The 15,072-nt window shown below is 40.9% G+C and carries 10 protein-coding genes; 6 read left to right on the top strand and 4 right to left on the bottom strand.

Translation table 11 applies throughout. The annotated features are described in order from the left end of the window. Nucleotides 1-173: 173 nt before the first annotated feature. From BIW53_RS19775 to BIW53_RS19760, 4 genes are all read left to right on the top strand, one after another. Nucleotides 174-3,098, top strand: coding sequence for a sensor domain-containing protein (locus BIW53_RS19775; RefSeq protein WP_070993734.1), 2,925 nt, complete (start codon nt 174-176; stop codon nt 3,096-3,098). 328 nt (nt 3,099-3,426) lie between these two features. Next, nucleotides 3,427-3,585, top strand: coding sequence for a YqaE/Pmp3 family membrane protein (locus BIW53_RS19770; protein ID WP_070986015.1), 159 nt, complete (start codon nt 3,427-3,429; stop codon nt 3,583-3,585). Between the two features lie 100 nt (nt 3,586-3,685). Beyond that, nucleotides 3,686-4,255 (top strand): elongation factor P-like protein EfpL, encoded by a 570-nt coding sequence (gene efpL / locus BIW53_RS19765; protein WP_070993733.1) that lies wholly within the window; start codon nt 3,686-3,688, stop codon nt 4,253-4,255. Nucleotides 4,256-4,410: 155 nt separating this feature from the next. Continuing rightward, entirely contained in the window at nt 4,411-5,235 is an 825-nt protein-coding gene (locus tag BIW53_RS19760; protein ID WP_070993732.1) for an ATP-grasp domain-containing protein, read from the top strand. A 93-nt stretch (nt 5,236-5,328) separates the two neighbouring features. On the opposite strand, the gene BIW53_RS19755 is transcribed toward BIW53_RS19760, so the two are convergent. Further along, entirely contained in the window at nt 5,329-6,408 is a 1,080-nt protein-coding gene (locus BIW53_RS19755; protein WP_070993731.1) for an HD-GYP domain-containing protein, read from the bottom strand. An 81-nt stretch (nt 6,409-6,489) separates the two neighbouring features. Here BIW53_RS19755 and BIW53_RS19750 point away from each other — a divergent pair, with 81 nt between their 5' ends. Continuing rightward, a complete protein-coding gene (locus BIW53_RS19750; protein WP_070993730.1) occupies nt 6,490-10,467 on the top strand; it encodes a response regulator in 3,978 nt (1,325 codons plus the stop codon). A 494-nt stretch (nt 10,468-10,961) separates the two neighbouring features. Here BIW53_RS19750 and BIW53_RS19745 read toward each other — a convergent pair whose 3' ends face one another. The 3 genes from BIW53_RS19745 to BIW53_RS19735 all read right to left on the bottom strand — a co-directional run bounded on the left by BIW53_RS19745 (nt 10,962) and on the right by BIW53_RS19735 (nt 14,300). After that, a complete protein-coding gene (locus BIW53_RS19745) occupies nt 10,962-11,801 on the bottom strand; it encodes a hypothetical protein (protein ID WP_070993729.1) in 840 nt (279 codons plus the stop codon). A 112-nt stretch (nt 11,802-11,913) separates the two neighbouring features. Then, the gene (locus BIW53_RS19740) at nt 11,914-12,501 is read right to left on the bottom strand and encodes a hypothetical protein (RefSeq protein WP_139158897.1); all 588 of its coding nucleotides are present in this window, start codon (nt 12,499-12,501) and stop codon (nt 11,914-11,916) included. A gap of 722 nt (nt 12,502-13,223) precedes the next feature. Next, on the bottom strand, nt 13,224-14,300 hold the full coding sequence (locus tag BIW53_RS19735) for a PAS domain-containing protein (protein ID WP_070993727.1): 1,077 nt from the start codon (nt 14,298-14,300) through the stop codon (nt 13,224-13,226). Between the two features lie 506 nt (nt 14,301-14,806). On the opposite strand from BIW53_RS19735, the gene BIW53_RS19730 reads away from it, so the two are divergent. Further along, a complete protein-coding gene (locus BIW53_RS19730; RefSeq protein ID WP_070986022.1) occupies nt 14,807-15,016 on the top strand; it encodes a cold-shock protein in 210 nt (69 codons plus the stop codon). Nucleotides 15,017-15,072 lie beyond the last annotated feature (56 nt).

Raw genomic sequence — 15,072 nt, 5'->3', positions numbered from 1 at the left:
GGGTGAAACTCAACTGTTGCTGTTTTATGAGCATAGATAAATTTTGGTTTTTCGCCCAATAAATCGCTTGAAAACCACTCATATCATGCCTTTACCTTGATAAAACAAGAGATCTCACTCATATTTTTACTAGACACAGGCCCTTCCACGTCAACCAAGGTTAGGTTATACAAATGAAACACCTGTTATTTTGGGTTTTGGGTTATTTAGCGACGGTCATTTTATATTTATCTTACTCGCCAACTGCGCTTGCGGTAATTTCGTTAGGCGGCGTTAGTCTGTGGTTGGTAGGTGCCCTTATCAATCAAAATGCATTAGTAAGGTTGGCCGTTTGTACAGGTATTGCAATGATAAACGGTGCTGTACTTGCTTATCTATCAGCACTCGATTTGCTCAATGGAACTTTGATTCTTATTAATATGATAGAAGTGGTCGTGATCTGTGAGCTGCTAGAGCGTTTCTATCAGACTGACGTATACCAACGCTCCTCTTTTCAAGTAGCAATGAGTATTTTTACATATGTATTTATTCCTGCAACCGTGTTTGGTGCTATTGGTGTCTCTTGGGTTTTGTACAACACATCAATTGCTACACAAACAGTGTTATTTAGTCGGGTGATTGGCAACTCATTAGCGCTGTTTGTGGGCTCCCCATTTATTTTAGCTTTCATGAGCAGAGGACAAGCGTACCTGCAATCAGTGTATCAGTTTCGCTATGCGATGTTTTGTGCGCTAGTAATTGGTTTAATGGTGATTACAGCCGCCATTTCGTGGCACTTGTTTACTGCAATAACAGTGGCTTTGTTTGTATTGTCTGTGGTGTTTTACGACTTTAAATTGTTGAACTTATTTAGTTTTTCTATTGGTGGATTAGCGAGCGCAGTCCTTAATTTTCATTATATCAATGTGGAAAACGGAGTGTTAGGTTCAGGTTTTTCGCTGTTCATTTCAATTACGGTTGGCTACTTAACTGCATTGCTTGTTTGGCGCTATAAGAAACTTGCCGCTCATTCAAATGAACAGCTGTCTCAGTTGCATGTGAGTTTTAAACACACATTTGAACTGAGTCCTGAAATGCTCCTGACGATTGATTCAGATGGCAAAATTCAGGAAGTGAGTGAAGGCTTTGTCGACGCGATAGAGGAACCTCGAGAGCTTCTCATTGGGAGATCATTTACTGACTTTATGACACCAGAAGGTAAACAAGCTTTTGATAAGCATGTTTTAGATATTGAGAGTAAATTTATGCTCTCGAACTTGCTGTTGACAGGTAGTGAAGATGAAAGCTTAACCGTTAATTTAAAAGCCGAAGTGTTCAATACACCCACTGGAGTACGTACCTTGTGTTTCTTACAAGACATATCAGAGCAAATAAAATTAGCAGATGTACTAGAGCAAGAAAAAGAGCTACTAGAAGTAACACTGAGCTCAATTGGTGATGGGGTGATTTGTACCGATGTAAATAGCAAAGTTACTTACATGAATCCTGTTGCTGAAGCTGTATTGGCAAAATTGACTAGAGAGGTTAAAGGGTTACCGTTCGATGAAGTTATGCCGCTTTATAATGAAGACACCAAACAGCCGATCAGGGGATTGACCGATTACTGTATTAAGCACAATCAACTTATGACTTTACCCGAACTAACTTGTGTAAGAAACCACTTAAACCTCGAGTTTGCTATTCAAGATTCAATTTCTCCTATTTATCTTAAAAATGGTGAAATAGTGGGGGCGGTAATGGTGTTTCAAGATGTGACTGAATCACGAATAATGTCACGTAAGTTAAACCACTTAGCCCATCATGATGTGCTGACAGGCTTACCTAACCGGCTGTTGTTGCAAGACCGCTTATCGCAATTTTGTAAACGGGCGAAAAGAGAAGCTCATCATTTTGCGGTTGTTTTTATTGATTTGGACAAATTTAAAAAAATCAATGACTCATTAGGGCATTACGTGGGTGATTCACTGTTGAAAAAAGTGGCAAAACGATTGACTAATAGTATCCGAAGTTGCGACACCGTGTCTCGTATGGGCGGAGATGAGTTTGTATTGTTGCTTGATAGGGTAAGCAATAAGTCGCAGGTGGGCAAAGTAGTTGAAAAGATACTAGAGTCTGTTTCGGGTTGTTATGAGCTTGAACAGGTGCAGGTCGAGCTGGCGCTCAGTGCCGGCGTTGCAATCTATCCAGAAGATGGTGACTCTGCTGAGTCTTTGATGAAACATGCAGATACAGCGATGTATCGCGCAAAGAATGTCGCGAGGAGTGATTATCAGTTCTACAGTGTAGAGCTTGATCAGGATGCGGAGTTTAAGATTGAACAAGAGTCTGCGATTGCTATTGGCATAAAAGAAAGTGAGTTTATTCCTTATTATCAGCCAGTTGTTAATGCACAGAGTTTCTTATTAGAAAAGCTCGAGATGCTGGCTCGATGGGATCATGATGGTCAATTAGCTGGGCCCCATCAATTTATCGCCATTGCAGAGGAAGCAAACCTCATTGATAAGGTGTGTGAGCAGCTACTTGAAAAGGCACTCGCAGATTTCTCCACTTGGTTGCAAAAAATGCCTTCTTTGATATTAAGCGTCAATATTTCTGTTTTGCAATTAGTAGAACCTAGGTTTATCGATATCTTTTTATACTCACTAGAGCAATTCAACATTCCCCCGACAAACATTGAAATAGAGATCACTGAATCTTCATTGGTTTCTAACTTAGATGCAATGAAACAAACGCTATTGGATATCAAAAGCCATGGTATTCGGGTGGCAATTGATGACTTTGGAACTGGCTACTCTAGTTTGAGTTATTTAAAGCACCTTACCTTCGATACCATTAAGGTTGATCAAAAGTTTGTCTCCGATCTGACCGGTGATATTAACAGTAGTGAACTGGCCATTGTAATTGTGCACATGGCGAAGAGCCTAAAGGTTAACTGTGTTGCTGAGGGGGTCGAAACCTCAGAGCAAGCACGCATACTGGCTGATGCTGGTTGCCATCAGTTACAGGGCTATTACTTCTCACAACCCAAATGTGCTCGTGCCATAGATGCTATTATTGAGGCCGGCATGTCGATAGACCATTCTCGTACTTTGCTCTAGTGTGCGCATCCGTGTTAGTCAACGCCTGCTTATAGTTGGAAGTTAGTTTTGTTGCTGGAGTTTAGTACTGTGGTAAAGATCACAGCTTTACAATGGCGTTGGAGTTTGAATTCTAACTGTTATTGCAAGTTGAGCTTGCGCCTTTAGCCGGATATCAGTTATGTCAAAAACCACCAAAGCTAAATTTGGTGGTTTTTATCTATTATGTTCATTAACTTGCCAGAATAAATTGCAAAGCGTGTGTTTTGGATTAGCCTTTAATGAGGGTGAGTAAGTAGACATGGCGTCGCGGACTTTTACCCGGATATTCTTAATCATGGAGAAGAAAATGAATAAACTGGTGTTGATTATTTTAGCAATTATCTTTCCACCGATTGCAGTGGCATTAAACAATGGTGTAGGGAAAGATTTGGTAATAAACGTACTTTTGAGTATTTTGTTTTTTGTACCAGGGATTATACACGCGCTCTGGCTAATTTTACGCTAGCTACAGTGATTTAATCAGCTTAAATTAGCTGGCCTTGGTGCTTGGTTATGTGGCAAGATCGTGGTAGTTTTTTGCCAAAATAATTTTAAGAGAAATAGTCATGCCTAAGGCCAGTGAAATTAAAAAACATGCTGCGATTGAGTATAACAACCGTGTAATGATCGTCAGAGACATAGAACGCTCTGTTCCTCAGGGTCGTGCAGGTGGTAGTTTATATCGTATGCGTATGTACGACGTTGTGAATGGCGGTAAAGTTGATGAAACATTCAAAGCCGATGAAATGCTAACACTTGCAGATCTGGTTCGTCGTCCAGTCATGTTCTCATACATCGATGGTGATGAGTATGTGTTTATGGATGAAGAAGATTACACACCGTACAACTTGAATAAAAGTACCATTGAAGAGCAGGTACAGTTCATCAGTGAAGATACTAAAGGGTTATTGGCAGTTATTGTTGAAGGCCGCCCGGTCTCTATTGATCTACCTTCAAGCGTTGAGCTTGTTATTGAAGACACATCTCCTTCAATCAAAGGCGCATCAGCCAGTGCTCGTACTAAACCCGCAACATTAACGACAGGTTTAGTTGTTCAGGTTCCTGAGCATATTTCAGCTGGTGATAAGATCCGAATCAACACTGACGAGAAAAAGTTTATGGGCCGCGCAGATTAATCTGTGGGTAAATTGGCGAGCACGGTCATTACTGTGCTTGCATTATAAAGATATAAATATACCAATCAGGACCTACGTCCCACAAATTTGGACCGTTGTTTGTTAAAGCACATACAATATGTCTAACTCTCCAATTAACGAGATCAAATAACGATATGGAAAATAATATAAAATGTCTCATTCAAGCGTGTGATGCTGTTGGTTTTGAGTATGAATTTATTGATTTAGACCAAAACTTTGTTCGCGTGAAGATGGACAAGGGTTGGCAATACTTTGAGTTGAACAAAACAGCATTCAATAGTGAAGTAGCGTTTTGTATTTGTGGAGATAAGAGCCATACATATCAATTGCTTAAGGATGTTGTACGGGTTCCAAAAACGTTAGACTTTTTAGACTTCAATGTTGCCGCGAAGTACAGCCAATATAAACACTGTAACAGTATTGCTGCTGCACTTGCACGTATTGACGAAGAACTTGAATACCCCGTAGTGGTTAAACGCAACAAAGGCGCATTAGGAAACAATGTATTTTTGTGTCATGACGCCATTGAGGCTGAAACCGCTCTGAAGGAAATCTTTAATCATCATTCAAAAAGTTATGATTATCTTGCTTTAGCGCAGGAGTTTGTCGCAACCAAAGCCGAGTACCGCTTATTATGTGCGTACGGTGAGCCTATGTTTGCTTATCGTCGAGGTAATGCTGCAGCCTCTTTCAATGTAAAGTATTGGGAAAATGGCGAGCAGGCTATTCATGTAACAGATGAAGGGCTATTCAAACAATTGGCTGATTTTGTTGCACCGATCCACAATGAGTTCCCTATGGGCTGGGTTGGCTATGACATTATTGTTGATGATAAAGACGACATGTATCTCATCGAGCTTAACGCCTCACCTCAGTTTAATAATTTTATTGAAACCAATAGTATAGAACCTGTTATTGATCTTTATAAAAAAGCATTACAGGTCTTGAATCAAACCTGAATAGGTTAAAGGCTATTGTTCATACACCTATTGAGTTCAAATGAAACTCACAGGCAGAAGTTCATTTGAAGCTGTCTGAGTGGCAATACGGTATTAATCCGAGTACTTACGGGCTATAGAGAAAAAAACCTTCTCTATAGCTATAAACTCATCGAGTATTTCTGGGTCGAAGTGACTGCCGCGCCCATCACAGATTATTTTTAGTGCTTGTTCATGTGGTATCGCATCTTTATAAACGCGTTTACTGATCAAAGCATCATACACATCAGCAATAGCCATGAGTCTTGCACTTAGAGGTATTTCTGTACCAGATAAGCCTAGTGGGTAACCGCTGCCATCCCATTTCTCGTGATGGAAACGTGCAATATCTTTGGCAATTTGCAAAAACTTAACCTCACCAGAGAGTTCCTCTTCTGCTTTGGCAATGGCCTCGTAACCTAGTTGAGCATGAGTTTTCATAACTTCAAACTCAGGGGGCGTGAGGCGACCTTGTTTCAGTAATATGGCATCTGGAATACCTACTTTACCAATGTCATGTAATGGTGCTGATTTGTAAAACAGTTCTATAACTTCTTCGGTCAATACGTGTTTGTATTTAGTTAATGTCGCCAGTCTTGCGGCCAATGTTTTAACATAAAGTTGTGTGCGCTTAATGTGATTACCTGTTTCCTGATCGCGGGTTTCAGCCAAGCTGGCCATCGCAGCAATGGTTGCGTCTTGGGCATCAGAAAGCTCTTTGGTTCTTTTTTGTACTTCAGACTCTAGATATGCATTTTTATCTTTTAAAAAATCCCTGTGGCGCTTAATTTGAATATGTGTTCTGACCCGAGATTGAATAATCGGTGGACTGATTGGCTTGTTGATATAATCACATGCACCGAGCGAAAACCCCAGTTCTTCGTCCTGTATACTGTTTTTTGCAGTTAAAAAGATCACCGGAATGTCAGTCAGTTTTTCGGTGGCTTTTATTCTTCTTATCACTTCATAGCCATCCATTTCAGGCATGATGATATCTAGCAACACGATATCGACGGGTTTAGTGTCTAAAATATTTAGTGCGCTTTGTCCACTTTTGGCGGCGATCACTCGGTATTCTGTCTTTAATATCTCCGACATTAATGCAAGGTTTTCGGAAGTATCATCAACAAGCAATACTGTGAACTTCTCAGCCATCTACGCCATCCTACGCAAAACATGAACATAGATTCAATATTAGGTCTATCTTTTTATAAGTGCCAACTGAAGGGTCGAAATATGTTTCAGCTTAGATTACTTTTTGTTGTTTTATTTGGGTTTATGTTTATCACAAGTATCGCTTTGATGTTTGTTTCAAAGTATATCGATACGACTCAGGCAGCCGAAAAAGAAGCTCGTCAGCAATTGGTCACCCTCAATCAGCTCAGCGAGGAGTTCAAGCAGGTATCCGACCATCGCAGTTTATTTGCGCGTGCGTATATTATTACCGAACAACCGCGCTGGCTGGCATTGTTCAACTATGCAATCGCTGTGAGTGAGGGCCGGGCGCCCAAAATTGACGCTCAGAGCCTAAACTATTGGGACAATCTAGCCCTAGATCATACGAGGATTCCAGATGTGGAAAGCAGTGGTTCGGGTGCTTCTTTTTTAGAGCGCTTTCAATTGCTTGAAATCACAAGTTATGAACTAAGTCAGATCCAACGAGCGTTAGACATGGTTAAAGAGTTGATTGAAATTGAACGTAACGCAATCAACAACACGCGTCGATTATCTAGTGCTGAAGGCTCCAAGCAACAGAATGCACAGTTGATATTGGCAGATAAACGCAATTTTTTGTTTGATGAAGCGTATTTGGAAACAAAAAATGAAGCAATGTACACGCTAAGCGAAATTGAGCATCGCATGTTTACACGCTTTGAAGAGCAAGCTAACAGTAATCAAAGGCAGTTCAAAGTGGCTGAGCAAATACACAATATCATCATAGGTGTATTATTGGTCATCATTGCTTTGTCTTTTTATTTTTTGTGGCGCTATTACATATGGCCAATTTCAAGGATGCAAAAAGCCTTGGTCGCACAGGTTGATAGTGATAATTTTGAGTTTCGCCTCGAAAAAACTTACAAAGGTGAGCTGGCCATATTTGCTCAGGCAATGAATAGCTTATTGGGAAACATTAATGAGCAATTAAAGTACAGTGAAATTTTAAAGGAACTCAACTTGGCGTTGCGTGGCAAAAATAGTGCGCAAGAACTGGGCGATGAGATCATAGAATTTATCTGTCACAGGCTATCAATTCCTTTGGTTGGTTTGTACGTCAGCCATGAGGATGAACTGATTAGGGTATCGGGAATAGGGTACGAGGATGGTGCGCAAAGCACCTATCATGATTCGGACTCGGTATACTTTCATGCTGTAAAAATGAATAAAAAATATTCCATAGATCTTGCACAGCAATATGCAATCGATCATCACGGCCACCAAGTCTTTCTCAAAGAGCTACATTATTTTCCTCTGAGTGTTTCTGACAACTGTATCGGTCTGCTGGAGCTGGGCAGTTTTTATAACATTGGCGAAAAAGAGTTTTATTGGTTGAATTTCATCATCAGAGATTTATCTGTGGGGCTGCACTTAGCGAGGAATCAGGAACTACAAAGAAAGACGGAACGTATGCTGGTGGAGCAACTCGAATTAAACCGTAAAATCATTGATGCGATCCCCAACCCCATGTACTACCGCAATCGAGAAGGTATATATATGGGAGTAAACTCCCAATTCCATGAAATTATCGGCACTTTTGAAGCGGATGTCATAGGTTCTAGACCCGATAATATTTTTAGTTTTGACATCGCCAGTCGCTTTAATGAGTCGGAGAGAAAGTTGCTGGCTAAACCTGGCAGCCACAACTATGAAATGCGTCTTAAGGATGTGCACGGTAATTTACGGGAGATGGTGGTATATGAAGCCACCTTTAGTGATGCGGATAATCATGTAGCGGGGATTGTTGGTTTATTGCTTGATGTAACGAAAAGCAAAGAAATGGAAGCACAACTGCGCGAAGCAAAAGCCAAAGCAGATAGTACCAGCAAAGCCAAAGGAGAATTTTTGGCGAATATGAGTCATGAGATACGCACCCCAATGAATGCCATTATAGGTATGAGTCATCTAGTGCTAAATACCAAATTATCTAAGCAGCAAATGAACTACATAAAAAAAATCGATATGGCAGCTAATAATCTATTGGGGATCATAAATGACGTATTAGACTTTTCAAAAATTGAATCAGGCAAAATGACCATAGTGAGCGAGGAGTTTGACTTGGAAGAAGTCATGACCAACGTTTCGGTGGTCAACTCGGTGAAAGCGGAAGATAAAGGCATAGAGTTATTATTAGACATTCCTTCTCGCATCCCTACCAATTTAATTGGCGACTCGCTGCGTTTAGGGCAGGTATTGGTTAATTTGTGTGGTAATGCCATTAAGTTCACTGAACACGGTGAAGTGATCATTACCGCAACGGTTGTTGAGCAAGCTTCGGATGCGGCGTTACTAAGGTTTTCAGTCAAGGACTCAGGTATAGGGCTGACGAAAGAGCAGCAAGATAAACTGTTCAAAGCCTTTTCTCAGGCTGATAGCTCTATCACTCGTAAGTATGGCGGAACGGGATTGGGCTTGAGTATATCGAAACGCTTGGTTGAGCTGATGGGAGGGCAGATAGGGGTTAGCAGCGAGCCAGGTGTTGGTTCTGAGTTTTATTTTACCGTTAAAGTGGGCTTGCAGGCTCAGCCAAGAAAACAGTGGCTATGTCCGGAGTCTATCATCAGAAATACTTCGGTGCTGATAGTGGATGACAATGACGCAGCCAGAGAAATCATGTCGAATTTGATTAAGGGGTTAGGGTTTGCCACCTATGCGGTTGCTAGTGCACAAGAAGCACTTGATGAGCTTGCAAGAAGGCCCTATCAGTTGGTGTTTACTGATTGGAGTATGCCAGAAATGGATGGTTGTGAGTTAGCGTCTCGTATTTATGCCCTTGAAATGGAACCTAAGCCAAAAATCATTCTAGTGACGGCCCACAGCCGTGAATTAGATATGAACGAAGAGTTGATAGCAAAACTAGATGGCATTATCAGTAAGCCCATTAATGCGTCAATTGTATTCGACTGCGTGATAGATTGCTTCGACATAAAGGGACGTGAGACCCCAGCGCCTAAACAGCAAATAGACTACAACGTTTCATTTGCAGGGGTAAAAGTATTGCTAGTTGAAGACAATGTCACTAATCAGGAAGTTGCAACTGAAATGTTAGAGTCTTTAGACTTGCACGTGACAATCGCTAACCATGGCAAAGAAGCGCTTGAACTACTAGAGCGAGGCGAGCAATTTGAGTTGGTGTTTATGGACATGCAAATGCCTGTGATGGATGGTTTAACGGCGACCAAGAAGATAAGAGCACTGCCCCAGTTTTCCGATTTACCCATCATAGCAATGACCGCCAATGCGATGCGTGAAGATGTCGAGCGTTGTTTGTCAGCGGGTATGAATGCACATATTAGTAAGCCGATTAATTTCAATAAGATGGTGTCGACAATTGATGCACAAATTAATGCAGGTAAGACAACCGAGTCAGCGGCTGTTGAGCCTGCTCAAGGAGAGGATGATAAAGTTTGTGCTGAAAAGACTTTCGAGCTCGATGGTATCGACATCAATGAAGGGCTTGAACGGATCGGTGGCAATGAAAAAGCATACTGGAACATTCTTGGTAAATTTATTCACAAGCAAATTGAGGAGCTGATCAACTTGGAGCAAGCGCTGATCATTGGTGATTCTGAGCACGCTTCTCGTATAGCACATTCATTAAAAGGCTCTGCGGCTAATCTGTCGGCAAACTATCTTGTGGAGCAAGGTACTTCGTTTGAACAGCAAATCAAATCATCTGGCAAAGTTGATATTGAGCAGTTGCATAAAGTGATAGATTACCTACGTGTTGTGCACGAGCAATTAGAAAATAGACAGGCTGAAAAGCAGCAAGTAGATACAGCAGATAACACGGCTATGCCAAAGGCGAAGTCAGATAAGCTGTTTGCAAAGCTGCTAGAGTTAGTAGAAAGCAACGACGTACAGGCGATTGAGCTAGTCGATAGGTTGTCTGAGCAAGACATTGTTTCTAAAGAGAAGCTAGAGCTAGTTCGCAATACCATTAATGACTTTGAATTTGAAAAAGCGAAAGAAATTTTGCTGGAATTAAGGACGAGTTAGTGCAAATTAAAACACGATAAAATCGCCCGATGCTAACACCATTAAATGTAATAACTCAGAGTTGGCTCTAGAGTTTAAACGAAGAGGGTCTGACTTCATCTGAGAGGCAGTTTTGAGCGGGGAGCGGCGCTAACTTCAGCTCGTTTTTGGACAAAGGTGAGTTAGAGACGAACGGCGGTTTTATGCCAGAAGTAGACGGTGAACGCCCTAATAGGGTGTGAGCAAAGTAATACCGAAGCTCCTAAAATCAACAACTCTGACCCCATTGATTTTTGACCCCATTGATTTTTGTGGCAGAACGCCATTTGAAACATTGCTTGATGGAAAATCGATTTGGGCTGAGAAGAATTTAGCTCAAATCTAAACTGACAGTCACCGATTGAAAAACGGGTAACTGTCAGATCAAGTCTGAGCTAGTACATCTAAGTGGCTGTCCTTTGAATTCTAAGTGGCTGTCCTTTGAATTCTCTTTTTCCTTTGGCTTGATGGCCTTGTTAGGCGCTACCGATCCTTTTAACTACTTGATTCATTGTATAATGAACAAACTGCGAACCGAGTTCGGTAAGTTGATAAGGTTTAGTGTTTTCAAATGCTGACTCCATCGTTGAGCTAGCTGGCTTTTTAGTTTTCCCTCTAGTTGTCTGACGCATAAATTGGCCATCATAGGTTGTTGGCCGATATTGCCGTATAACCCCACCTGTACTTAAGTCCCTAATTAGTAACTTAAATAAATCTGCTTCTGCACTATCTTCTCTAGGCATTATGTCACTAACTGATTGCCAAATACCTAAACGTGTAATTCCATTATTTTGATAAATCGCTCGAATAACCTTGAAGTGTATTTCGTGATATTTGTCTAGCCAATCATTGAATAACCTGATTTGATCGTCAGGGCATAAATGTGACGCTGCAGCGTTTGAAATTAAATTAATAACGTATTGCTGCTTTTCTTGAGTTTCAGATGCATCCCAAGATTTAAAAGCTCGACGAACAAGCCCCATATATTCATCAGATTGAATTCGAGCTTCATACTCGTCATGAACAGATTCAAGTCGACTTGCCATATCATCTAATGCGACCATTAGAAGCTCTACTTTGTCTTTGTGAACTTTCAACCATTCTTCATGGAGTTCATTAACTTTTCCTTGCTCTTGTTCTCCATGAATTGCTGCGCCACTTGATAAAACTTGACCGACCCATGGGATAGCTGACATTGCGTTGGCAACTACTCTACAGTACTTAGTCCATTTTCCTTTTTCTTTGAGAAGAGCCAAATCGTAAGAAATGAATTCTTCTGTTCTATTTTTATCCAGTTTTTTATTTTCTTCTTCCATGATTGAACCTTTGATTGGTGCCTAATGCCGCCGTAAACGGCTGCCGAAGCAACGCGTAGGCAGTCCGGTGGAGGCCACGCTTTTTGTGGCCGGAACGAATTTGACGGCTTTGTTATGAATTTTCATTGCTAAATAGAAAAGGAAACTGCGATTCACATTTGCTTTTCATCTCGGAATAAAGTGGGTCAGTGTCGTCGCCCGGACTGGAATGACTTGCCACCATTAGATAGTAGTTTTTATCATTATGTTTGGCATAAATAATCCAATTTCCTGTCCATGATTTAGCACTGTTTATATCTTGATACTGCTGCGCAACTATACGCTCTGCTAGCAGGCGAGATAATTCCATAGGGTCATTAGTCTTAGCGAGAATATCTCTATAGATCTTTTCAAAAGCTCCTTCCTTATCAAGGAGCTTCATATAATTTTTCGCTTGCTCAGACACATCGCCATTGAAAAAGTGTGAGTGCCAGAAACCTTTCAGCTTACCCCCACTGAACTTTTTAGCCTTCTTAGTTCTCGTTCGATCTCTAAGACCCTCTAAGTAACGGATTTCGTCGACTACGGCCTCAGTGTGAACGCGCCCCTCTTCAAGCATTTCACGTAACTGCGATACCAAGTGGTCTGAGACCCTTTCGCGAAATTCTACTATTTTAAAAAATTCGTTCTCTTCTGTAGGAGAAAAATTAAATTTCGTCATCTTCATCCTTTGATTCATAACAGCTTATTCTGTCCCTCTTTGGCAGTTTATAACACACCAAAGCGGCTCATATTACATACCTTCATAATTCCACCAATAATTGCCACTGTAAACAAGCATATAACACAGCTGCAAATTCCAGTATGTCACTTTCCCCTAAAACGGCGAGTAATAATGTTATAGGACAAAATTAGGCATTTTGTATAAAAGTTGCATAACTTTGCTCGCTACCAATGTCCGATCCTCGCTCATAGCCGTCATTAGAGCATTCACGTTAACTCATAATGGGGCAGAAACGAGTTACGCTGATGGCACACTGCAAACGCTTACAGCCTTATGTCGGATGGCGTGGCTTCGCCACTTATCCAACCTACTGCAATTTAAGGTGCCAGCTTATAAGTTTGGAGCATAGTCGCCTTTATTGGCTTCCTCAAAGAGATTGCATAACACTTGCTATTGCCAAGCACGCGGTAGGTCGGTATAAGCGAAGCGCCATCCGACGTTTTACGCCATGTGTGCCATTGATTAGCTTTATTGGGACATCTGCAATTGGCACACTGCAAACGCTTACAGCTTTATGTCGGATGGCGTGGCTTCGCCACTGATCCAACCTACTGCAATTTAAGGTGCCAGCTTATAGGTTTGGAGCATATTCGCCTTTATTGGCTCTCTCAAAGTGATTTCATAACCACTTGCTATTGCCAAGCAGTTATGAGTAATGATTACTTAAGTAACGCCAGCAGCTGATTACCTGCCGCTACAGTATTATTTTCACCAGAGAAGATATTCTCGGCATTTTTAAGAACAAAGACACTATCAATCCAATCAGATACATCTCTGTTAAACATTGATAGCATTTCAGTCGGCACGCTTTCAGTGCTTTCTAACTGTGACAGTGCGTTAGCAACTTCATCTATGATGAGTGCTCCATCATTGAATTCAACGCAAAAATATAAGCAATTGGCGACCTCTTTCATATAATTAGCAATTGTGTGGTAATTAGTTCGATTGTTGAGTGCTTCAGCTAGACCTATTTCGGCGTCTAACTCGCGAATAGATTCGGTTAGGGAAATAAGGTCGTCTTGAGCGATAGGGCTTTCTTGCCAAAATTCAGCTGCACTAATAGGGGTCTTTTGCATTTTATTGCCTAGAGCACCCATTTCTCCAGGGGAAAAATCGAAAAATGCATCTTCAAATAGCTCAACGTTATCGCTTGAACGCAAGTTGCCACTATATATTTTTTCATTTGTTTTGATTGTTTCAACGACCTGTTTGTTAAGCTCTATTTTGTTCTCATTTTCCTTCGCTTGGATAGCATAAAAGCGCTTGAATAATTCATTGGTATCCTTGATTTGTTCCGCGATGCGTTTAAGGTTGGTTAAATCTTTTTGCATTGATATGTAGTGAGTGACTTCGCCTTCTTCATTTTTAATCTCAGTAATATTCCATTCAACAGGGTATGGCGAACCGTCTTTTCGGTAGTTGATTGACGAGCCGTAAAAATAACCACTTTTTTTAAGCGCTGGTGTAATTTTAGCTATCACTTTGTGGTTACTGCCTGGGCCTTGGAGGATACGGGGGGATTGACCGACAAGCTCCGCTAATTCATAGCCTGTATGTTCGCAAAATACCTTATTGGCATAGACGATTGGATACCCCTGCGTGTGGTCCGCTGTAGTTACGACAATCGCATGATGAGAGTGCATCAGTACTTGTCTAAGTAGCTGAAGTACAGAGCAGCTGTGCATAAGCTGACTAAAAAATGCAGTTTCTTCTATGCTTGATGTTTTGTTTTCCATGAGCTTTGAACCCCAATTATGATTATTACGGACTTAATTAAAGTTAGTGCAAGCGTGGTGAAAAACCAGCGGGCATCATTCAATACGTGAGCTGGGGTAACTTGGATTAGTTTTTCATGTATTCCGTTGTAAATGTTTAGTCTGTTTTTTCGAATGACTGGATTAATGCGCTTGGTATTTTGCTTCCATAGCTTGGTGGGTTAATTCTTTTTTATCTGTCTTTTTGGGTTTTTTAGCTCTTTTTTCTTACCAAGTGTGAGGTCAACTTTTTGTGTTAACAAAATGTCATAGAAATTTCATTTCATTGGTCGCAAAATTGATTGACTTGGAGCTTTATCTAGATAGACTGAACTTAGACAAAAAATATGTCAGTGTTTATAAATCTCCATTACGTTGTTGTATAAGTCATACTTGTAGTACCGTCCTGAAGTTTTTAAGTACCGTCTAATTTTTGCTCTATGCGCCCAGATGGGCATAGTTAAATTTTTAAATCAGGATATCTAGATATGTCTAATACAGTAACAGGCACAGTTAAGTGGTTCAACGAGTCAAAAGGTTTTGGTTTCATTGCACAAGAGAATGGCCCAGACGTTTTTGCTCATTTCAGCGCAATCAAAGGTGACGGTTTCCGCACTCTTGCTGAAGGCCAACGTGTTGAGTTTACTCTTGCTACAGGTCAAAAAGGCCCTCAAGCAGAGAACATCACTGTTATCTAAGCATTCGTGCTGTGAAAAAAAGCAAGTTAAGGCTTGCTTTTTTTGTGTTTAAAATT

The sequence above is a fragment of the Pseudoalteromonas byunsanensis genome (assembly GCF_001854475.1).
Lineage (GTDB): Bacteria > Pseudomonadota > Gammaproteobacteria > Enterobacterales > Alteromonadaceae > Pseudoalteromonas > Pseudoalteromonas byunsanensis.
This window is presented reverse-complemented; position numbering and strand designations above follow the sequence as displayed.